Raw genomic sequence first — 20,435 nt, forward strand, 5'->3', positions numbered from 1 at the left:
CGGCGCCGACCGGCCGAGTGATGTCCGCGGTCCTGCGCAGAGAAGGGGCAGGCGCCGCCAGTACGGGGCGCAGCGCCGGAGCCCAGCGCGATGGAGGCGCAGGCGTTCCTGCGACGGAGCACTACGGCGGTGCCGCTGCCGGTTCAGCGCTGCCGGGCCGGCGGCTCGCCCGCGGGCGCGGGACGCATGTATGCGCCGACCAGGCGCGCGATCACCGTGGTCAGGAACAGGGATGCGGCCACGGCCTCCAGCGCCGCCAGCGAGCGGGCCCACGAGCCGACCGGGAGAACGTCGCCGAAGCCCACGGTGGCCATCGTGACATAGGAGAAATAGGTGAGCTGCTGCCAAGTAGTTCCGCCGCCGCCCGCCGTTCCGTCGGTGAAGCTCCCGGGCGCGGCCGTGTCGAGTGCCGCGTAGCCCGCCGCGAACACGCCGCCGAGCAGCACATACACCGCCATGGCGGCGAGGATCAGATCGCCGCCGTGCGCCGCGCTGTGCCGGTAGACGAAGCCGAGCAGTGACAGCGCCAGCACCACCTGAATTAGGGCGCGTTCGCCGGGTGGCTGTCCTGCTGCGCGTCGCCCTGGCACGCCCCTCGCTGCGTTCTCCTCAATCGACAGGGAAAACCCGCCCTGACTCCTTCGTCGGCCTTGCGATGGGTGCACCAGGACACCGCTCGCGACGAACGCCACCCGCCGAAAGCGCCCTCTGCCATCGCGCCGAACAGGCCGATCCGCGCCGGATCGGAGCCGGGATCGGCGGCGGTCCAGGCGCCGAAACCGAGCAGTGTTCCCGCGGCGACCGCCAACCCGCCCACGCGCACCCGCGACTCGCGCACCAGCGCTGTCCCGATCGCGACGAGCGCCGCGTAGGCCAGCAGGTACAGCCCGAACCAGAACCGCCCGTACTCGGTCACCGGGTAGCCGAACTGCAGCAGCACGACCGCCGCCAGCAGCCCGCCCAGCAGCCGTGTCCGCCCCATTGGCACCCCCGCCCCGATGCTCGCGCGCCACCCTGCCCGGCGCGCCCCGACGCGCCGGGAAGTGCGCCGCCTGAAGGCGGTACCGCCGCGCAAGGCGGGGTTCGCCCGGTACGCCGGGATGGGGCTTGTGCAGCCGCCGGCAGTGCGTTCAGCGGCCCCGCGGAATCCGGCAGCGCCGGAGGGGGACGCGAGAGCTTCCCGCCCGCCGGACAGGGTCGCCGGCTGCCCGTGGGCCGCCGCGGAGCCGCAGCCTCGGGGGAATCGGCCGGTCAGTGCTCGTGGCGGTAGCGCTGGGCGACCCAGTAGATGTTCAGGCAGGTGGCGGCGAACGCGGCGGCGAATACGAAGGTGAGAACGGCGCTCTGCGCCCAGGTCCAGGCGAGGACGGTGGCGACCAGGAGGACGGCGGCGCCGAATACAGCGAGTACCAGGCGGAAGGCGAGAGCGCTCTTCGGCCGGTCGTGGCTGCCCAGGGGCGCGGTCAGGCGGCCGCGCCGCTTCGGTCCGTGTGCGCCGTGCGCGGCGCCCGCGCTGTCGGCCATGGCTCCGGTCCCGTCTGTCGCTGGGGTGGTCTTCGGAAACGCACCCGGGCGGCTCCCAAGAGCGCAGTTCGCAGCCCGAGGTGCCGTCTCCTTCCAGTTTAGGACCGTCCGGTGCGCGGCCACCAGTGGCCGCGGCGGACGCGCGCGCCCCACCCTCCCTCCGCGGGGGAACCGAGAGGATAGGCGCGCACGGGGAGGTTCCGGTGTGGTCGGGAACTTCAGCGCGGGGGAGCCAGCCGCGCTGCAGGGCCGGGCGGGCCGCGGCGCCCTGCGTGCTGAGCCAGTCGAGCCGCGCGGACCACGAGGAGAGGCGCCATGACCCCACCCCGCGTACCAGGGCGATCCGACGGCCCCGACGGTGGCGCGGGCGGCGTCGGCGGCGGATTCGCGGACGGCCCTGCCCGCCCTCCGGGGGACGGGCAGGGCGGTACCGGTGCGTTCGGAACCCAGGGCGGGCCCGGGGGAGCGAGTCCGGTGTGGAGCGGCCCGGCCCCTGAACCGCCGCTGCCGAGCGTCGCGTCGGCGCCGGCCGGCTCGCCCTACCACCTGCTCGCCCGCAACGCCTGGAACTCCTGGTGGCGGCCGATCGCCGGCACCGTCCTGATCGGTGTGCCGGCCGTAGTCCTGATCGTCGGGCTGGCCATGGCCGCGGCGATCGCCGGCGCGGTGCGCGGGGTCGACGTGAGTGACCCGGTGGCGCTGGCCACCGAAATGCCGCTCATCACGCTCGGCACCACCCTGCTCGGGCTCGCCTTGGTGCTGCCGCTGGTGCCGTTCGCAGCCCGCTTCGTGCAGCGGCGGCCGGCCGGCAGCACCAGCTCGGTCGCCGGGCGGTTCCGCTGGCGGTGGGCGCTCCGCTGCGCCGGAGCCGCGGCGGTCGCGATCGCCGCCTGCTACGCCGCCGACGCCGGCTTGGCGGCCGCGACCGGCGGAGCGATCGACGAGGCCGTGCTCGGCGCCGGCGCGCAGCCGGCCGCGCTGTCGGTCTTCCTGCCGGCGGCCCTGCTCATCCTGGCCCTGGTGCCGTTCCAGGCCGCGGCCGAGGAGTACGTCTTCCGCGGCTGGCTGCTGCAGGCGTTCGGCGCCTACTTCCGTACGCCGTGGCCGGCCATCGTGCTCGGCTCCGTCGTGTTCATGGCGCTGCACGGGTACACGGGCTGGGGCGCCGCCTGGATCTGCCTGTGGGCGGTGTCGCTGGGCTGGATCACCGTGCGGACCGGCGGCTTGGAAGCGGCCGTGGCGATGCACGTCCTGCACAACGTGGTGGGGATGCTGATCGCGGCTGCTCTGGGCGAGGCGGGAGCAGTGCTCGACCAGGGTGCGGTCCCCGGGGAGGCCGTGGTGGGGCTCGGCGTGCAGACGGTGGTGTTTCTCGTGCTGATCGAGGCCATGGTGCGCCGCGGCGCCGTCCAGACGGTCTCCGGCCGCGCGCCGCGCCCGCGCGCGGGCTGACGACCGGCTGCTCGGGCCGAATGTGTGCTGCGGTGCGGCCCCCGGACGGGTCGTCTGTCGCCACTCCGGCGTTCTCGGAGCGGGACGCCCCCTGACGCCGCAGGGCCCCGGTCGGGTGACCGGGGCCCTGCGGCGTGTGTGCGGCGCTGCGGCCCGCGTCCGGTCAGGCGTCCAGGACGGCCGGCAGGGTCGCGGTGTGGGCGGCGCGCAGGTCGTCGGCCTCGGCGGTGAAGGAGCCGGCCGCGGAGGTGACCTCCAGGGCGGTGCCGCCGACGGTGCCGATGCGGGTGGACGGCACGCCGTGCCGCGACACAAGCTCGGCGAAGGCGGCCTCGGCGTCCGGGCGGACCGCGACGACCGCGCGCGCCGTGGACTCGCTGAACAGAGCGATGAACGGGTCGGCGAGTGCGCCCTCGGCGCCGGTCAGGTCGATCCGGCAGCCCGCGCCGGCGCGCAGCACCGACTCGGCGAGCGCGACGCCCAGGCCGCCGTCGGACAGGTCGTGCGCCATCGCGGCAACGCCGTAGGACGCGGCGTCGGCCAGCAGCGCTCCGAGGCGGGCCTCCGCACCGAGGTCGACCGCCGGCGGCAGCCCGCCCCGGTGGCCGTGCACGGTGTCGGCCCAGGCTGAGCCGCCCAGCTCGGCGCGGGTCTCGCCGAGCAGGTAGAGCGCGGCGCCGTCGTGCTCGGGGCGGAACGCGCCGTCCAGGCGGTCGTGCACGTCGTCGATGACGCCGAGGACGCCGATCACCGGGGTCGGGTCGATCGCCTCCTCGCCGGTCTGGTTGTAGAAGCTCACGTTGCCGCCGGTGACCGGTGTGCCCAGGGCCTTGCAGCCCTCGGCGAGGCCGCGGGCCGCCTCGGCGAACTGCCACATGACCGCCGGGTCCTCGGGCGAGCCGAAGTTGAGGCAGTTGGTGACCGCCAGCGGCCGGGCACCCGTCGCGGCGACGTTGCGGTACGCCTCGGCCAGCGCCGCCTGCGTTCCGGTGAACGGGTCGAGCCGGGTGTAGCGGCCGTTGCCGTCGGTGGCCAGCGCAACGCCGCGGTCGGAGTCGTCGCTGATCCGGATCATGCCGCCGTCGTCGGGCGTGCGCAGCACCGTGTTGCCCAGGACGTAGCTGTCGTACTGCTGGGTGATCCAGCGCGGGTCGCAGATCCCCGGCGCGGCGAGCACCTGCAGCAGCTGGGCGCGGAGCGCGTCTGCGCCGTCCGGCCGGGCCAGAGCGTCCGGGGTGTCGGCCTGGAGCGCGTCCAGTGCGGCGGGGCGCGCGAACGGCCGCTGGTAGACCGGGCCCTCGTCGGCGGCGGTCCGCGGCGGCAGGTCCACGATGGTCTCGCCGTGCCAGGTCATCCTGAGCCGGCCGCCGCGCTCGGCCTCCTCCGGCGTGACGTCGGTGACCTCGCCGATCACCGCCGCCTCGACGTTCCACTTCGCGCAGACCGCGAGGAACGCCTCGAGCCGCTCCGGCGCCACGACCGCCATCATGCGCTCCTGCGACTCGCTCATCAGGATCTCTTCCGGAGTGAGCGTGGAGTCGCGCAGCGGCACGCGGTCGAGTTCGATGCGCATGCCGCCGGTACCGCCGGCGGCGAGCTCGGTGGTGGCGCAGGAGACGCCGGCCGCGCCGAGGTCCTGGATGCCGACGACGAGGTCGGCGGCGAACAGCTCCAGGCTGCACTCGATCAGCAGCTTCTCCAGGAACGGGTCGCCGACCTGGACGCTGGGCCGCTTCTGCTCGCTGGTGTCGTCGAAGGTGGCGCTGGCCAGCACTGACGCGCCGCCGATCCCGTCCGGTCCGGTGGTGGCGCCGAACAGCACCACCTTGTTGCCGGGGCCGGGCGCCTGCGCCAGCTTGATGTCGTCGTGGCCCATCACGCCCACGCACAGCGCGTTCACCAGCGGGTTGCCGGCGTAGCCCGCGCCGAAGCCCACCTCGCCGCCGATGTTGGGCAGGCCCAGGCAGTTGCCGTAGAAGGAGATGCCGGAGACGACGCCGGGCAGCACGCGGCGGGTGTCCGGCGCGTCCAGCGGACCGAACCGCAGCGCGTCCATCACCGCGACGGGCCGGGCGCCCATCGTGAGGATGTCGCGGACGATGCCGCCGACGCCGGTGGCCGCGCCCTGGTGCGGCTCGACATAGGAGGGATGGTTGTGCGACTCGATCTTGAAGGTGACGGCCTTGCCCTCGCCCACGTCGACGACGCCGGCGTTCTCCCCCATGCCGACGAGCAGCGCGTCGGACTCCGGCGCGAGCTCACCGAACTGCTTCAGGTGCACCTTGGAGCTCTTGTAGGAGCAGTGCTCGCTCCACATCACCGAGTAGATCGCCAGCTCCGCCGCCGTGGGGCGGCGCCCGAGGATCGCGCGGACGCGGGCGTACTCGTCCTCGGCCATACCCAGCTCGGCATAGGGCTGCGGGGTGTCCGGGGTGGCCTGGGCGGTCGCCACGGTGTCGGCGGCGCGGGTCTGCGTGGGCTGCGACATGCTCTCTCGTGTTCCGTTCGGTGCAGGGCGGGCGTGCGGAGAAGGCTGCGGAGGCGGGTGGCGCGTGCGGCTACCGGCCGCCAGGGCAGGGGCGACCGGCGGCCCCGGCGCCGCAGGGCCGGGTGCGGCGGGGCAGGGAGCTTCCGCAGGCGGCGCTCCGCGGCACGGAAGGGTCAGGTGACACTGAAGAGGACCAGGGACGCCGGAACCGCGTCGCCGTGCGGGACGCTGCTGGCCATCACGATGGACTCGCCGTCGGTGAGGCTGTACTCGTGCTCCGGGAGCTCCTCGTCTTCGGTGCCCTCCGGAACGACCTCCTGCCAGCCGGAGTCCTCGAGGTCGCCGCGCGCGGAGGAGAGCGCCTCCTCGGCGCTGAGCTCCTCACCGCCGGCGTCGAGGCCGACGGTGCGGAAGCAGTCCGCTGCCTGGCCCGGCTGCTGCTGGCACTCCTGCCCCAGGTCGACGTAGGTCAGCGGCGCCGAGGGATCGCCGAGGACCTGGAGCGACGGCGCCTCGGCCTGAGCGGACGGCTCCTGCTGCTCCTCCGGCGAGGGCGAGTTGAGCGAGCTGATCACGCCGACGGCGCCCGTCGCGACCATGCCCACGATGATCAGCCCGACCAGCACCAGCATCGTCTTGCGCGACCGCAGCAGCCCCATCATCGGGGTCATCGGGGCGCTGCCCCCGCGAGCCCGGCGTCCGGCGCCGTGCCGAGGGCCGCAGCCAGCACCGAGGTGAAGAAGCCCAGCCCGTCCTCGGACGGTCCGGTGAGCGCCTCCACGGCGTGCTCGGGGTGCGGCATGAGGCCGACGACGTTGCGGTGCTCGCTGGTGACGCCGGCGATGTCGCGGTCCGACCCGTTGGGCGCGCCGCCCACGTAGCGGACCACGACCCGGCCCGCGGCCTCGAGCTCGTCGAGGACCCCGGCGGGCGCCGTGTAGCGGCCTTCACCGCTCTTGAGCACCGTGGTCAGCTCCTGGCCGGCCGCGTAGTCGCGGGTCCAGGCGGTGTCTGCCGACTCCACCCGGAGGCGCTGCTCAGCGGTGATGAAGTGCAGGGAGGCGTTGCGGGTCAGGGCGCCCGGCAGCAGTCCGCTCTCGCAGAGGATCTGGAAGCCGTTGCAGATTCCCAGCACGGGCAGCGCGCCGGAGCGGGCGGCGGGCGCGATCTCGCCCATGATCGGCGCGAACCGGGCGATGGCGCCGCACCGCAGGTAGTCGCCGTAGGAGAAGCCGCCGGGCAGGATCACGGCGTCGACGCCGCGGAGATCGGCGTCGCCGTGCCAGAGGGGCACCGGCTCGCCTCCCGCGATGCGGACCGCGCGCGCCGCGTCCTTGTCGTCGAGGGAACCAGGGAAGGTGACGACGCCCACACGGGCTGTCATGGGCACTCTCCGAAGAATGTGTCGGTGCGAGCGGCCGGCTGCCTGGGCGCCGGGGGAGTCGCGGCAAGGGGCTCTCCCACGCACGACACTACCCGCACCGTGCGCCGGCCGGCGCCGGAGGGCAGCGGTTGGCGGCGAGGTCAGCGGGTGTGCGGGGCGGAGGCACTGGTCCCGCGGCGGCCCGGGCTGCGCGGTCCGGCGCCCTGGGGCGTGTTCGGTGGACAGCTGCCCTTGCGCGACGAACGCCACCCACCACACTCGCCCTAGCGGCCCGCCTCGGCCGGCTCCGCGGTGCTCGCGCCGGGGTCCGCACCGGTGGGAGCGGCGGTGCCGGCCGCGTTCGGCGGGGCCCGCCGGAGCGGCGGGGCGGCGACGGAGACCGGGTCGGCGCCGGGCCGGCCGCTGCCGCGGCGGGAGGCGGCGGCAGTGGCGCCGGGTGCGGATCCGCTCGCTCCCTCGGCGCTGTCCGGCCCGTCCGGATCGGCCGGCTGCTCCGGCTCAGCGGGCAGCGGTTCGCGCAGCAGAACGCGGATCGACCCGGTCCGGCCGGGCGGCGGACCGCTGAACTCCACGTGGTCGACGAGCGCGTGCATCATCGCGACCCCGCGGCCCGACTCGGCCGATCCGTCCGGCAGCGCGGACGGGGGCTCCGGGAACCCGGTGCCCTCCTGGACGACCTCGATCGAGCACGCGCCCGCGGCGACCCGCACCTCCACGGAGTAGAACGGCGCCGTGCCGTGCTCGACGACGTTGGTGCACGCCTCGGCGGCCGCGGTGAGGAATCGGAATGCCCGGTCGCCGCCGACGCCCTGCCGGTGCAGCGCCGCCTCGACGATGCGCCGCATGATCGGCACCGAGCCGGTGTGTGCCGGAAGCGCGATGCTCACTTCGCGGTCCATGTGCACCCCCGTCCTCACCGAAGCGATGCCCGGTGCGGAGCGGGAGAAAACGGGAGCAGCCGCCCGCGCGGGGTGAGATCGTGCACGTGGCGGGGGCTGCAGCGGGCCGGATCCGGCCCGCCGGGTGTCAGGCGACGCGCAGCGTGAAGTCTTCGATGACGGGGTTGGCGAGCAGCGTCTCGGCCATCCGCCGGACCTCGGCCAGCTTCGCCTCGTCGGCTTCGCCCTCCAACTCGACCTCGAACCGCTTGCCCTGGCGGACCTGGGCGACGCCCTCGAAACCGAGGCGCTCGCAGGCGCCCACAACCGCGGTGCCCTGCGGGTCCAGGATCTCCGGCTTGAGCATGACGTCGACGATGACGCGGGCCACGTGGTCCTCCACCTCGGATAAGCACTTTTGCGGGGGCGGAGATCAGCGTACGGTACGCCCGGCGTTCTCCCTGCTGCGCGGGGGGTTCGCGGAGGCGGCCGACCGGCCGCCGCGGGCGCCGGGCGGGCCCGCCCGGACCTGACCGGAACAGGCCGCCCCGCCCGGTCGGGTGTCCTCCGGTCGGTGTGCGGGAACCCACACCGAGAGGGCGCGCCGCGTGCAGCCCCCGCTTCCCAGGGGCTCCGGCGGCACCCGGAGGGGACCGCGGGGGCGGGTGACCGGCATCACCGAGAAAGGTGTCATCATTGGGCGCTACTGTTCGCGTCTAACAGTTCGGTACCGATCGGTATCGATCACCGGTCGTCCTAAGGGGGAATCTTGACGACCATCGAACTGGAACGCACCGGAACCGGCGGCGAGCCGGAGCAGCTCGACTTCGCCGCGGCGGTGACCCCGTACGCCGATCAGCTCTACCCGACCGCGCTGCGGATGACCCGCAACGCCGCCGACGCCGAGGACCTGGTCCAGGAGACGTTCGCCAAGGCGTTCGCCAACTTCCACCAGTTCCGGGCGGGGACCAACCTCCGCGCCTGGCTGTACCGCATCCTCACCAACACGTTCATCAACGGCTACCGCAAGAAGCAGCGCGAGCCCCGCCAGGACACCACCGACGAGATCAAGGACTGGCAGCTCGCCGCGGCCGAGGCGCACACGTCGACCGGGTTCCGCTCGGCCGAGGCCGAGGTCATGGACCGGATGCCGGACACGGCGATCCGGGCCGCGCTGGCGGACCTGCCGGAGGACTTCCGGATGGTCGTGTACCTCGTCGACGTCGAGGGCTACTCCTACAAGGAGGTCGCGGCGCAAATGGACACCCCGCTGGGGACCGTGATGTCGCGGCTGCACCGCGCCCGGCGCCAGCTCCGCGAGCAGCTCGCCGACCTGGGGCGCGAGCGGCGCATCGGCACCGCGGCCTGAGACGCGCCCCGGCGCCCTGCCGCGGGGCGCCCTGACCGCGCGGCCGCCGGCCCCGAGCGGCGCGGGCCGCCCGTTCCCGCAGCGGGGGCGGAGCGCAGGCCCGCCGTCCGCGGCCCCGAGTCCACTACTCTGCGTGGTCAATCGTTTCACCATTCGTGGCCGATCCGGCCGGTCCGGGTCGGCCTCCGCTGTCTCCGGGGGCGCACCCGGGATGGTCGGTCGTCCGATTTCTTTGTTCGGACGACCTTGTTTTTTCTAGGAAGTCCTGGTAGTTGCGGTTTTCGCGCCCTCGTGGATCATGGGGCACCAGGCGAAAAGGCGGCACTGGGGCTTGCGCCGGGCATGGTGAGGTCTGTCACGATATGTGGAGGGCTGCCCGCTCGGACCCGTTACCCCGGGTGAGCGGGCGGAGGATCGGCCGATCAGCGCCCACCCGCGCGCCGTCGGCCCCGACAGACCCGAGGAGCGACAGGTGTCCGACACCACCGCGCACGACGAACCGGAGCTCGTACAGCTCCTGACCCCCGACGGGGAGCTGCGGACCCATCCCGACCACCCGTTCGAGATCACCGGTGAGGAGGCGCGCGGGCTCTACCGGGACATGGTCCTCGTCCGCCGCTTCGACGGCGAGGCCGTCGCGCTGCAGCGCCAGGGCGAGCTGGGCCTGTGGGCCTCGCTGCTCGGCCAGGAGGCCGCCCAGATCGGGTCGGCCCGCGCACTGCGCGGCAGCGACATGGCCTTCCCGTCCTACCGCGAGCACGGCGTCGCCTGGTGCCGCGGCATCCAGCCCCGCGAGCTGCTCGGCATGTTCCGCGGCGTCACCAACGGCGGCTGGGACCCGCACGAGCACGGGCTGCACCTGTACACCATCGTCATCGGCGCCCAGGCGCTGCACGCCACCGGGTACGCGATGGGCGTCCAGCGCGACGGCGCCGTCGGCGAGGACGGCGAGGCCGTCATCGCCTACTTCGGCGACGGCGCCACCAGCCAGGGCGACACCAACGAGGCGTTCAACTACGCCGCGGTCAACAACGCCCCGGTGGTGTTCTTCTGCCAGAACAACCAGTGGGCGATCTCGGAGTCGCTGGAGCGCCAGTCGCGGGTGCCGATCTACCGCCGCGCAGCGGGCTTCGGCTTCCCCGGCGTCCGGGTGGACGGCAATGACGTCTTCGCCACCCTCGCGGTCGCCCGCTCGGCGCTGAACGCCGCCCGCGAGGGCCAGGGGCCGACGCTCATCGAGGCCTTCACCTACCGGATGGGCGCCCACACCACCAACGACGACCCGTCCCGCTACCGCTCCTCCGCCGAGCTGGAGGAGTGGAAGGCCAAGGACCCGATCGCCCGCCTCCGCGCCTACCTGGAGAAGAGCGGCCTGGGCGACGCGGAGTTCTTCGCCGCCGTCGACGCGGACGCCGACGCGCTCGGCGAGCGGGTGCGCACCGAGTGCCGTGCGCTGCCCGACCCCGAGCCGCTGACGCTGTTCGATGAGGTCTACGCCGAGGAGCACGCCGAGCTCGACCGCCAGCGGGCGGAGTTCGCCGACTACCTCGCGTCCTTCGAAACCGCCGGTGCCGAAGGAGGGCGCTGACCATGACCGACCTCACGATCGGCAAGGCGATCAACGCCGGCCTGCGGCGCGCCATGGAGACCGACCCCAAGGTGCTGGTGATGGGGGAGGACGTGGGCCGCCTCGGCGGCGTCTTCCGCGTCACCGACCAGCTGCACAAGGACTTCGGCGGCGACCGCGTCATCGACACCCCGCTCGCCGAGTCCGGCATCGTCGGCACCGCGATCGGCCTGGCCATGCGCGGCTACCGGCCGGTCTGCGAGATCCAGTTCGACGGCTTCTTCTTCCCGGCCACCAACCAGACCTTCACCCAGCTCGCCAAGATGCGCCGCCGCTCCATGGGCACCCTGTCCATGCCGGTCGTGCTGCGCATCCCCTACGGCGGCGGGATCGGCGCGGTGGAGCACCACAGCGAATCGCCGGAGGCCTACTTCGCGCACACGGCCGGCCTGCGCGTCGTCACCGTGGCCACCCCGTCCGACGCCTACTGGATGGTCCAGCAGGCCATCGCGTCGGACGACCCGGTCGTCTTCCTGGAGCCGAAGCGGCGGTACTACGAGAAGGGCGCCGTGGACACCGATGCGGCGCTGGCGGACGCGGTCCCGATGGGCGCGGCCCAGGTGGCCCGCCCCGGCACCGACGTCACCCTGCTCGCCTACGGCCCGATGGTGAAGACGGCCCTGCAGGCCGCCGAAGCCGACGACGAGCACTCCATCGAGGTCGTCGACCTGCGCTCGGTCGCTCCGGTCGACTACGCCGCCATCGCCGCGTCGGTACGCCGCACCGGCCGCTGCGTGATCGCCCACGAGGCGCCGACCGCGCACGGCGTGGGCGCGGAGATCGCCGCCCGCGTCACCGAGGAGTGCTTCTACCACCTGGAATCGCCCGTCATCCGGGTCGGCGCGTTCGACACCCCCTACCCGCAGTCCCGCCTGGAGGAGCACTACCTGCCCGATCTGGACAGGATCCTCGACGGCGTCGACCGCGCGTTCACCTACTGATCGGGAAGTCGGAGTCGAGATGGCGAACACCGCAGTGCAGAGCTTCCGGCTGCCCGACGTCGGCGAAGGGCTCGTCGACGCGGAGATCCTCCAGTGGTACGTCCAGCCGGGCGACCAGGTCGAGGTCAATCAGATGATCTGCGAGATCGAGACCGCGAAGGCGGCGGTCGAGCTGCCCAGCCCCTACGCGGGCACCGTCGTGTCCCTGCTCGCCAAGGAGGGTGCGACCGTCGAGGTCGGCGCGCCCATCATCACCATCGGCGACGGGGCCGCGGCCGCGGCCAGTGCCGCCGGCGCGGCGGACTCCGCGGAGGAGGAGCGCGAGCAGCCGCTGGTCGGCTACGGGGAGAAGGCCTCCTCCACCCGCCGCCGTGCCCGCCGGCGCCCGGCCCCCGCCGAGCAGGCGGCGCCGCAGCAGCCGCAGCCGCAGACTGGCGCGCCGGCCGCTGCGGAGCCCGCTGCCGAAGCTGCGCCCGCTCCGGCCGCGGCCGCAGTGAACGGGCACGGTGCGCCGTCCGCCGCTGAGCCGGGCGGACCGGTGCTGACCAAGCCGCCGGTGCGCAAGCTCGCCAAGGACCTCGGCGTCGACCTGCGTGCCGTGGTGCCCACCGGCGACGGCGGCGTCGTCACCCGCGACGACGTGCGGCGCAGCGCCGAAGGGGCGGCGGCGCCGGCCGCGCAGGAGGCGCCGCCGGCGGCCGCGTCCGCGGCCCGCCCGGACCGGTCGGCGCTGGAGGAGCGGATCCCGGTCAAGGGGGTGCGCAAGCGCACCGCCGCGGCGATGGTGGACAGCGCGTTCACCGCGCCGCACGTCACCGAGTTCCTGCAGGTCGACGTCACCCGCACGATGAAGGCGGTGCGCCGGCTGCGCGAGCGGCCGGAGTTCGCCGACGTGAAGGTGTCGCCGCTGCTGCTCGTGGCCCGGGCGCTGCTCACCGCGGTGCGCCGGCACCCGGGGGCCAACGCGTCCTGGGACGAGCAGGCGCAGGAGATCGTGGTGAAGCACTACGTCAACCTCGGCATCGCCGCGGCGACCGAGCGCGGCCTGATCGTTCCCAACATCAAGGACGCCCACGCGCTCCCGCTGCCGGAGCTCGCGGCGGCGCTGCAGGGCCTGACCGAGGCGGCCCGGGCGGGCTCGACCGCGCCGGCGGACATGACGGGCGGCACGATCACCATCACCAACGTGGGCGTGTTCGGCGTCGACGCGGGGACGCCCATCCTCAACCCCGGCGAGGCCGCGATCCTGGCGTTCGGCCAGATCCGCGACATGCCGTGGGCCCACAAGGGCGAGCTGGCCCTGCGCAAGGTCACGACGCTGTCGCTCTCCTTCGACCACCGCCTCATCGACGGCGAGCTCGGCTCCAAGGTCCTGCGCGACATCGGCGCCATCCTCGAAGACCCCGAGGGCCTCGCCTTGGCCTGGGGCTGACCTCCCGCGGCCGCCCCGCGCAGGGCGGGGCGGCCGCGGATCCGTCGGCGCGGGATATCAGGCGTCGAAGCCGCTGGGAGAGCGGCCGCGGACGGGGGCCGAGCCGGCCCGGGGAGGGACTACAGCGCGAGCGCGGCGCGGAGACCGGCGTTCACCGTGGTCATGGTGGCGAAGCTCAGAGCGCCGATGTCCTCGGCGAGCTCATCCGGGTACAGCAGGGTGATCTCATCGCGAAGAACGCGCCCGACGAGGGGGCGGTCTGCGGGGCCGAGGGGAACGACACCGGTCCGGGGCTCTTCAAGCGTTGTCCGGCGCACCTCGAGGAAGTTGCCGAGCGATCGGTTGCGCGAGTTGTCGGAGACAATCAAGAAGGGCTTCCGGCCGATGCCGTCGAGGCCGACCCAGTAGACCCGTCCGCGGACCGGAGCCGCTCGGCAGCCTCGGGAGACATGCGGCGGCGGGCGCGCAGAGCGGCGTGCACTGCACGGTCCTCCTCGTCCTGCTCGCCGGCGATCGCGGCATACTCGGCGTCGAGCAGTTCCTCGGCCACAGCGCGGCGGCCGAGTTCAACGAGTGAGCTGAGCGTCGCGGCTTCGGACAGTTCGCCTCCGGGTGGAGCGGCCTCAGCGCGGACGAGCGCGGCGCGCTCTGGAGAGCCGGTGCGCCGGGCGGCGCGGACGAACTCGCGGAGGTCCTCGGTGATCGGGACGGCGGCGCGGTGCGGCCGCCGCTTGTGCGGTGGCGTGCCGGTGTCATTCTGCATGAGAGCCATGCCTCCGATCACGTCGCACGCCTGGTCGCCATGTGGGCATTCTGGCTCCGGCGCCGGTTAACCGGGCAGTGCGGTGCCGGCCGGGGTGAGCGTGCGCTTCTCCGCGAAGGCGACGCGGCCGGAGAGGTCCACCGTTCCGTCCGGGCCCGGGCGAGTGGCGATGACCGACGAGCGGCCCTGGCGGATGGTCAGCGGCCGGTTCAGGCGGGAGGCCAGGACCAGGGCGGCAGCGCCGGTCGCCTCATCCTCGGCGACGCCGCCCGGACGGCGGGGGAAGCCGCGGGCGCGCACCTCGCCGGCCGACTCGTCGAGCCACGCCCAGGAATAGAGCCAACCCTCACCCGGCGGCGGTGACGGCAGGGCGTCGACGGCTTCCGGAGACCGGTACTGCTCGGTGCGGCGCCCTGCCGCCCACTCCGGCCGGGCGCGCAGCCGGAGCGGGCCGTCCGGGCCCTCGTCCTCCCAGGTGGGCACAGGGCCCGCCGGCGGGTGCAGCACGGCGGCGTCCTGCCCCGCGCGGCGCAGCAGCCAGGCGGCACCCAGCAGGGGGTGGCCGGCGAAGTCCAGCCGCGTGCCGGGGGTGTGGATGTCGACGCCGCGGCCGGCCGGCGCGTCCGCGGCGGCGCCTTCCGCCGGGAGCGGCGGGTCGATGTAGATCGTCTCGCTGAACCCGAGCCGGGCCGCCAGCGCTGCGCGGTGGGACTGGTCCGGGAGTGCGGCGCCATCGGGGACGACGCCGAGGAGGTTGCCCCCGCTGCCGTCGGGCGCGGTGAACACGCGGAGGATGTAGAGGTCGAGGCTGCGGGGGATGGTTGGCGAATCCACGTCTAGATTCAACCAGCTTCGCCCGAGAGCGGGGCCCATGCGCCCCGTGCGCGTGTCCGTTCCGCTACGGGTGGTTCCGCCCGGAGCCGGAGGGTGGTAAACGACCGTAGTGCACACTTCCGTGCACGCCGCGTGCCGGACGGCGCGACAGGCTCGGCCGCCCCCTCGGAAGGAGCCCGCACGGGTGACCATCATCGACTTCCTCACCGCACGGCTGGACGAGGACGCGCGTGCGGCGCACGCCGCATCGCCCGGCACTGGGGGGCCGCCGCGCGCCCGCGCCGACGTCGCCGCGAAGAAGCGCATCGTCGCCGAGTACGCGCGCGCCCGCCAGGAGGGCCTGGCCGTGGCGGCGAGTGCCGACGGGGGGTCGCTGGGCGCCCTCTACGCGTGGCGGCGCGCGGTCGAGCACCTCGCGGCGGTCTACGCCAGCCATCCCGACTACGACGACACCTGGCGCGTGTAGGGCGTGCCGGGTGGACAGCTGTCCTGCTGCGCATCGCGACGAACGCCATCCACCCAGCACGCCCCGGGCGTTCCGGGCGGCCACCTGTCCTGCTGCGCGGCGCCCTGGCACGCCCCTAGCGGCGTTCTCCGCAGCCGAGGAGCCGAGTAGGGAAGACGGGCCCGCCCGGACTCCCCACCGGCCGCGCGGCGGGGGCACCCGGCGGCACCGCTCGCGGCGACCGCCGCCCACCTGACACGCCCTGCCCCCCCCGATTGCAGCCCCAGGGATCGGTATGGGGTCGGTCAAAAAGTGCGGGTTGTCCTTCTCTGTCGGGAAAGAGTGCCTAGCGTGTACTGAGAGTGACCGGGATCTGCGTTCCGGTGTCCATTCTCAGGAGGCCCCATGGCGCTGTACAAGACCGACCGCGGTCGGGGTGAGCGCTTCGACGATGTCTTTGCGTCCCCGCTCAGTGAGGCACCGCTGCCGAAGTACCGGATCCCGGAGCACGAGTCGTCGCCGCGGGTCGCTCGCGAACTCGTGCACGACGAGCTGTCCCTGGACGGGGACTCGTCGCAGAACCTGGCCACCTTCTGCACCACGTGGGCGGATGACGAGGCACGCCGGCTGATGGCCGAGAGCCTCGACAAGAACATGATCGACAAGGACGAGTACCCGCAGACCGCGGAGATCGAGGCGCGCTGCGTCCACATCCTCGCCGACCTGTGGAACTCGCCCGAGGAGCAGAGCACCATGGGCTGCTCCACCACCGGCTCCAGTGAAGCCGCCATGCTCGGCGGGCTCGCCATGAAATGGCGGTGGCGGGAGCGCCGCCGGGCGGAGGGCGGCGACACCTCCCGGCCCAACCTGGTGTGCGGCCCGGTCCAGGTGTGCTGGGAGAAATTCGCGCGCTACTTCGACGTCGAGCTCCGCCAGGTGCCGCTGGAGGAGGGCGCCACCGGCCTGCGCCCGCACCAGCTGCGCGACCACGTCGACGAGAACACCATCGGCGTGGTGGCCATCCTCGGCGTGACCTTCACCTGCGACTACGAGCCGGTGGCCGATCTGGCCACCGAGCTCGACGCGATCCAGCGCGACACCGGCCTCGACATCCCCATCCACGTCGACGCCGCCAGCGGCGGGTTCATCGCCCCGTTCTGCCAGCCGCACCTGGAGTGGGACTTCCGGGTCGACCGCGTCGCCTCGATCAACGCCTCCGGGCACAAGTACGGTCTCGCGCCGCTCGGCGTGGGCTGGGTGGTCTGGCGCACGGCCGAACTTCTGCCGGAGGACCTGGTCTTCCGGGTCAACTACCTCGGCGGCGACATGCCGACCTTCGCGCTCAACTTCAGCCGGCCCGGCGGCCAGATCATCACCCAGTACTACAACTTCATGCGGCTCGGCCGCGAGGGCTACCGGAAGATCCAGCAGAGCTGCCTGGACACCGCTGCGCAGCTCGGCCGGGACCTGGCCGGGATGGGACCGTTCACCCTGCTCTACGCGGGCGAGGGCGCGCTGCCTGCGGTCTCCTGGACGCTGACCGACCCCAGCGCGCCGTTCACGCTCTACGACCTGAGCGACCGCCTGCGCGTGCGCGGCTGGCAGGTCCCGGCCTACCCGCTGCCGCCCGAGCGGCAGGAGACGGTGATCCAGCGCGTGCTCATCCGGCACGGTACCGGCGCGGACAAGGCCGCGCTCCTCGCCGACGACGTCCGGCGGTCGCTGCAGGACCTCACCGAGTCCGGCGCCAAGGGGCCGGGGACGCGGATCGGGTTCCACCACTGATGGCCGCCGAACCGCGGATCCACCCGGACGCGCGGAAGCCGACCGGGCGCGGCACCATCACCGTGTGGAGCATGGCGCTGCTGATGTCCGCCGCGGTCGTCACTAGCCTCCGCGGCCTGCCCAACATGGCCAAAGAAGAGCTCACGATGTTCTGGTACATCGGGTTCGCCGTGCTGCTCTTCCTCATCCCGGCGGCGCTCGTCTCCGCCGAGCTCGGCGGCGCCTTCGGCAGGCGCAAGGGCGGCGTCTACCTCTGGATCGGCGAGGCGTTCGGCAAGCGCTGGGGCTTTCTGGCGCTCTGGCTGCAGCGGGTGCGGAACGTCGTCTGGTACCCCACCGGCCTCGCCTTCGCCGCCGCGGCCGTGGCCTTCGTGTTCGGCGACGCCGCGCTGGCCGGCAACAACGTCTTCGTCGGCCTGTTCTGCATCGCGTCCTACTGGCTCGCGACGCGGATCGCGCTCAGCGGCACCGACCTGCTCGTCAAGGTGGCCAAGTACGGCTTCGTCCTGGGCACCATCGTGCCCGGCCTGGTGCTGCTCGGCCTGGCGGTGTACTGGATCGCGTCCGGGCAGCCGATCGGCTGGGAGGCGGCCCACTCGACCCAGGTGGAAGTGCACGGGCACCCGCGCTTCTTCCCCTACATCGACGGCCTCGCCACCCTGTCGTTCCTCGCCTCCATTCTCCTGCTGTTCGCCGGCGTGGAGTCGCAGGCGGTGCACGTCAACGAGATGGACAACCCGCGCAGCGGGTTCCCGACCGCGATGCTGCTCGCCGCACTCCTGTCGGCGGGCATCTTCACCATCGGTTCGCTGGCGCTCGCCGCGATCCTCACCTACGACGAGATCAACCTGCAATCCGGCGTCTTCACCGGCCTGGAGAAGTCGCTGACCCATCTCGGCACGCCGTGGCTGGTCCCGGTGCTCGCCGTGCTGATCGGCTACGGGGCGCTGGGCGGCGCGCTCGCCTGGATCTCCGGCCCGTCCAAGGGCCTGCTGGCGACCGCGAAGGACGGCATGCTGCCGCCGCTGCTGCAGCGCACCAACAAGAAGGGCATCCAGCGCAACATCCTCATCGTCCAGGGGGTGATCGTCACGCTGATCTCGTCCGTCTACCTGTTCATGAAGGACGTCAGCGCGGCGTTCTTCCTCATCTCGGCGATGACGGTGAGCCTCTACATCATCATGTACCTGATGCTGTACGCGGCGGCGATCTACCTCCGCTACACCCGCCCTGACCTGGACCGGAAGTTCAAGGTCCCGGGCGGCATCGCCGGTATGTGGACCGTCGCGGGCATCGGGTTCGCGGCGGTGGCGTTCGCGCTGGTGCTCTCCTTCGTCCCGCCCGCGCAACTGACCTTCGGCAGCCCTGCCGCCTACGTCGCCATCGTCGCCGCGGGCATCGTCGTCTTCGGCGGCATCCCACTGCTCATCACGCGCTTCCGCCGCGCGTCGTGGGCACGCGAGGTACCCCACGTGGAAAAGGACTGAGAGCTATGCAGCCCACCACCAAGCACGGACTCGCCGAGTCGGCCCGCGACGAGTACCGCAGGCTGGCCGAAGCGGTCGCCGGCATCCCGGTGAGCCTGCGGGCCGCGCAGGCCGAGGCCGGCATGCGCGACCGCAGCGTCCGCGACGTCCTCTGGCACCTGCACGAATGGCACATGCTGGCGCTGCGCTGGCACACCGACGGGACGGCCGGCGGCGCGTCCGCGCTGCCGGCGCCCGGGCACTCCGGGGACGCGGCCGACACCGTCAGCGGCGCCATCCACGAGCGCGCCCAGGACGTGCCCTTCCAGGAGGCCGCAGGCTCGCTGGACGCGTCGCACCGCGCCCTGCTCGCGCTCATCGACCGCTACTCCGACGAGGAGCTCTTCAACCCGGCGCGCCATCCGTGGACCGGCGGTACCCCGCTGGGCTCGCACCTGGCGGCCGCCACATCGGTGCACTACGACTGGGGCCGCGCAGCCGTGCGCGCCCTGGCCCGGGAGCTGCGCGCGCATCCGCCGGCCGCTGCGCACGGCGGGGTGCCCGCCGCGCGCGGCGGCGAGGGCCCGGAGACGGGCCGCCGCGGGAGTGCCGCGGCGGTGCCGCCCGTTCAGCGGGGCAGCCGCTCCAGCGCGCTGAGGTAGCCCTCGGTGAAGGTGGGGAACTGCGGGATCTGGTCGAGCAGGCGCTCCACCGGGATCGCCTCGCGGATCGCGAGCGCCGCGGTGTGGATCCATTCGCCGGCCATGGGCGCCACCGCCCAGGCGCCGACGAGCACGCCGCGGTCGGTGTCGGCCAGCAGTCCCAGCCGGCCGGACGGGTTCGGGCCCAGCGTCCACGGACGCGCCAGCTCCGCGGTCAGATCGACCTCCGCGGACGCGGTCCGCAGCCCCGCCCGCTCCGCCTGCGCCGCGGTCAGCCCGACCGCGGCCGCCTCGGGGTCGGTGAACAGCACCCGCGGGACCGCCGTGTAGTCGGCGCGGCGGTCCCGCCCCAGCAGGTTGTCGGCGACGACCCTGCCCTGGTACTTCGCGACGTGCGTGAGCGGCGAGATGCCGTTGACGTCGCCCACCGCCCACAGGCCGGGCGCGGCCCGGCACCGGTTGTCGACCGGGATGCCGGACGGCTCCACCGGGATCCCCAGGCCCGCCAGGCCGAGGCCGGCCGCGTTCGGGATGCGGCCGGCAGCGGCGACCAGCACTTCGCCGGCGGCCGTGCTGCCGTCCTCGAACTCGACGAGCACGTCCCCCTCGGGGCCGTCTGCGGCGCGGCGGACCCGGCGCACCTGCGCTCCGGTGCGCACGTCTGCGCCGTCGGCGCGCAGCGCGGCCGCGATCGCCGCGCCGACCGGCGGCTCCTCCCGGGCGATGATGCGCTCGGAGCGCTCCACCAGCGTCACCCGCGTGCCCATCCGCGCCAGGAACTGGCCCATCTCCGCGGCCACCGCGCCACCGCCCAGCACCACGGCCGCCGACGGGATCGACTCCAGGGCGGTGAGCTCGCGGTTGGTCCACACCGGCACGTCCCCGATCCCCTCGATGTCCGGGATGCGCGCCGTGGAGCCCGTTGCGACCACGATGTCGGGGGCCGTGAGCGTGCGGCCGCCCGCCGCCACCACCCACGGGTCGCGGGCGGTCAGCTGGGCCGTGCCCTTGACGACGGCCACGCCCTGGTCGGCGTAGCCGTCGACCTGCCGGGCGTCGTCGAAGTGGCGCACCATCGTGTCCCGGTAGGCGCGCAGGCCCGCCCAGTCCAGGTCCGGCACTGAGAGCCCGGCCGCCTCCGCGGCGGCCGCCCGCACCTCAAGCGGGTGCAGCAGGGTCTTGGAGGGGATGCAGGCGTAATAGCCGCACTCGCCGCCGATGAGCTCCTGCTCCACCAGCGCGACCCGGCGGCCCGCGGCGGCCAGTTTGTCGGCCACCACCTCACCGCCCGGCCCCGCGCCGATCACCACTGCGTCGAATTCCTCCATGACCGCCCCTTTGCGAGTCGAGCCTGCGCCGTCGGCGCCGCCCTGCTCCCCCTACCC

General features: G+C 73.6%; 21 protein-coding genes. 9 read left to right on the forward strand and 12 right to left on the reverse strand.

The genetic code is table 11. From position 1 onward, the window contains the following. Nucleotides 1–143 precede the first annotated feature (143 nt). The 3 genes from ACYVGT_RS06975 to ACYVGT_RS06985 all read right to left on the reverse strand — a co-directional run bounded on the left by ACYVGT_RS06975 (nucleotide 144) and on the right by ACYVGT_RS06985 (nucleotide 1,524). Nucleotides 144–533, reverse strand: coding sequence for an ion channel (locus ACYVGT_RS06975; RefSeq protein ID WP_460855602.1), 390 nt, complete (start codon nucleotides 531–533; stop codon nucleotides 144–146). A gap of 8 nt (nucleotides 534–541) precedes the next feature. After that, nucleotides 542–982, reverse strand: a complete 441-nt coding sequence (locus ACYVGT_RS06980; RefSeq protein WP_460855603.1) for a hypothetical protein — start codon at nucleotides 980–982, stop codon at nucleotides 542–544. 269 nt (nucleotides 983–1,251) lie between these two features. Next, nucleotides 1,252–1,524 (reverse strand): hypothetical protein, encoded by a 273-nt coding sequence (locus ACYVGT_RS06985; protein WP_460855604.1) that lies wholly within the window; start codon nucleotides 1,522–1,524, stop codon nucleotides 1,252–1,254. A gap of 315 nt (nucleotides 1,525–1,839) precedes the next feature. Between ACYVGT_RS06985 and ACYVGT_RS06990 the strand changes: the two genes are divergently transcribed. Beyond that, nucleotides 1,840–2,976 carry a lysostaphin resistance A-like protein gene (locus tag ACYVGT_RS06990; RefSeq protein ID WP_460855605.1) on the forward strand — a complete coding sequence of 379 codons (1,137 nt, stop codon included), beginning with the start codon at nucleotides 1,840–1,842 and terminating at the stop codon, nucleotides 2,974–2,976. A gap of 163 nt (nucleotides 2,977–3,139) precedes the next feature. Here ACYVGT_RS06990 and purL read toward each other — a convergent pair whose 3' ends face one another. From purL to purS, 5 genes are all read right to left on the reverse strand, one after another. Further along, on the reverse strand, nucleotides 3,140–5,464 hold the full coding sequence (purL, locus tag ACYVGT_RS06995) for a phosphoribosylformylglycinamidine synthase subunit PurL (protein WP_460855606.1): 2,325 nt from the start codon (nucleotides 5,462–5,464) through the stop codon (nucleotides 3,140–3,142). A gap of 173 nt (nucleotides 5,465–5,637) precedes the next feature. Then, on the reverse strand, nucleotides 5,638–6,135 hold the full coding sequence (locus tag ACYVGT_RS07000; RefSeq protein ID WP_460855607.1) for a hypothetical protein: 498 nt from the start codon (nucleotides 6,133–6,135) through the stop codon (nucleotides 5,638–5,640). Further along, nucleotides 6,132–6,848 (reverse strand): phosphoribosylformylglycinamidine synthase subunit PurQ, encoded by a 717-nt coding sequence (purQ, locus tag ACYVGT_RS07005; RefSeq protein WP_460855608.1) that lies wholly within the window; start codon nucleotides 6,846–6,848, stop codon nucleotides 6,132–6,134. The genes ACYVGT_RS07000 and purQ overlap by 4 nt, the downstream gene beginning before the upstream one ends. A 263-nt stretch (nucleotides 6,849–7,111) precedes the next feature. Continuing rightward, on the reverse strand, nucleotides 7,112–7,747 hold the full coding sequence (locus ACYVGT_RS07010) for an ATP-binding protein (protein ID WP_460855609.1): 636 nt from the start codon (nucleotides 7,745–7,747) through the stop codon (nucleotides 7,112–7,114). A 127-nt stretch (nucleotides 7,748–7,874) separates the two neighbouring features. Then, nucleotides 7,875–8,117, reverse strand: a complete 243-nt coding sequence (purS, locus tag ACYVGT_RS07015; RefSeq protein ID WP_460855713.1) for a phosphoribosylformylglycinamidine synthase subunit PurS — start codon at nucleotides 8,115–8,117, stop codon at nucleotides 7,875–7,877. 378 nt (nucleotides 8,118–8,495) lie between these two features. Here purS and ACYVGT_RS07020 point away from each other — a divergent pair, with 378 nt between their 5' ends. From ACYVGT_RS07020 to ACYVGT_RS07035, 4 genes are all read left to right on the forward strand, one after another. After that, nucleotides 8,496–9,095 carry a sigma-70 family RNA polymerase sigma factor gene (locus ACYVGT_RS07020; RefSeq protein WP_460855610.1) on the forward strand — a complete coding sequence of 200 codons (600 nt, stop codon included), beginning with the start codon at nucleotides 8,496–8,498 and terminating at the stop codon, nucleotides 9,093–9,095. 472 nt (nucleotides 9,096–9,567) lie between these two features. Beyond that, entirely contained in the window at nucleotides 9,568–10,683 is a 1,116-nt protein-coding gene (gene pdhA, locus ACYVGT_RS07025) for a pyruvate dehydrogenase (acetyl-transferring) E1 component subunit alpha (RefSeq protein WP_460855611.1), read from the forward strand. 2 nt (nucleotides 10,684–10,685) lie between these two features. Continuing rightward, on the forward strand, nucleotides 10,686–11,663 hold the full coding sequence (locus ACYVGT_RS07030) for an alpha-ketoacid dehydrogenase subunit beta (RefSeq protein ID WP_460855612.1): 978 nt from the start codon (nucleotides 10,686–10,688) through the stop codon (nucleotides 11,661–11,663). A 19-nt stretch (nucleotides 11,664–11,682) separates the two neighbouring features. Beyond that, nucleotides 11,683–13,095: a dihydrolipoamide acetyltransferase family protein gene (locus ACYVGT_RS07035; RefSeq protein ID WP_460855613.1), complete on the forward strand. Its 1,413-nt coding sequence runs from the start codon at nucleotides 11,683–11,685 to the stop codon at nucleotides 13,093–13,095. 119 nt (nucleotides 13,096–13,214) lie between these two features. On the opposite strand, the gene ACYVGT_RS07040 is transcribed toward ACYVGT_RS07035, so the two are convergent. The 3 genes from ACYVGT_RS07040 to ACYVGT_RS07050 all read right to left on the reverse strand — a co-directional run bounded on the left by ACYVGT_RS07040 (nucleotide 13,215) and on the right by ACYVGT_RS07050 (nucleotide 14,692). Continuing rightward, the gene (locus ACYVGT_RS07040) at nucleotides 13,215–13,463 is read right to left on the reverse strand and encodes a type II toxin-antitoxin system PemK/MazF family toxin (protein WP_460855614.1); all 249 of its coding nucleotides are present in this window, start codon (nucleotides 13,461–13,463) and stop codon (nucleotides 13,215–13,217) included. After that, nucleotides 13,460–13,858, reverse strand: coding sequence for a hypothetical protein (locus ACYVGT_RS07045; RefSeq protein ID WP_460855615.1), 399 nt, complete (start codon nucleotides 13,856–13,858; stop codon nucleotides 13,460–13,462). Before ACYVGT_RS07045 ends, ACYVGT_RS07040 begins: the two co-directional genes overlap by 4 nt. Before the next feature lie 66 nt (nucleotides 13,859–13,924). After that, nucleotides 13,925–14,692, reverse strand: coding sequence for a PhzF family phenazine biosynthesis protein (locus tag ACYVGT_RS07050; protein ID WP_460855616.1), 768 nt, complete (start codon nucleotides 14,690–14,692; stop codon nucleotides 13,925–13,927). A 184-nt stretch (nucleotides 14,693–14,876) separates the two neighbouring features. Here ACYVGT_RS07050 and ACYVGT_RS07055 point away from each other — a divergent pair, with 184 nt between their 5' ends. The 4 genes from ACYVGT_RS07055 to ACYVGT_RS07070 all read left to right on the forward strand — a co-directional run bounded on the left by ACYVGT_RS07055 (nucleotide 14,877) and on the right by ACYVGT_RS07070 (nucleotide 19,050). Further along, entirely contained in the window at nucleotides 14,877–15,158 is a 282-nt protein-coding gene (locus ACYVGT_RS07055) for a DUF6221 family protein (RefSeq protein ID WP_460855617.1), read from the forward strand. A gap of 384 nt (nucleotides 15,159–15,542) precedes the next feature. Then, the gene (locus ACYVGT_RS07060) at nucleotides 15,543–16,922 is read left to right on the forward strand and encodes a glutamate decarboxylase (protein WP_460855618.1); all 1,380 of its coding nucleotides are present in this window, start codon (nucleotides 15,543–15,545) and stop codon (nucleotides 16,920–16,922) included. Next, complete coding sequence (locus ACYVGT_RS07065) at nucleotides 16,922–18,409, forward strand: amino acid permease (RefSeq protein ID WP_460855619.1); 1,488 nt, start codon at nucleotides 16,922–16,924, stop codon at nucleotides 18,407–18,409. The genes ACYVGT_RS07060 and ACYVGT_RS07065 overlap by 1 nt, the downstream gene beginning before the upstream one ends. Nucleotides 18,410–18,414: 5 nt before the next feature. Beyond that, nucleotides 18,415–19,050 (forward strand): ClbS/DfsB family four-helix bundle protein, encoded by a 636-nt coding sequence (locus ACYVGT_RS07070; protein ID WP_460855620.1) that lies wholly within the window; start codon nucleotides 18,415–18,417, stop codon nucleotides 19,048–19,050. On the opposite strand, the gene ACYVGT_RS07075 is transcribed toward ACYVGT_RS07070, so the two are convergent. After that, the gene (locus ACYVGT_RS07075; RefSeq protein ID WP_460855621.1) at nucleotides 19,017–20,378 is read right to left on the reverse strand and encodes a dihydrolipoyl dehydrogenase family protein; all 1,362 of its coding nucleotides are present in this window, start codon (nucleotides 20,376–20,378) and stop codon (nucleotides 19,017–19,019) included. The two genes, ACYVGT_RS07070 and ACYVGT_RS07075, sit on opposite strands and share 34 nt — an antisense overlap. Nucleotides 20,379–20,435 lie beyond the last annotated feature (57 nt).

This window comes from Nocardiopsis coralliicola (assembly GCF_054779695.1).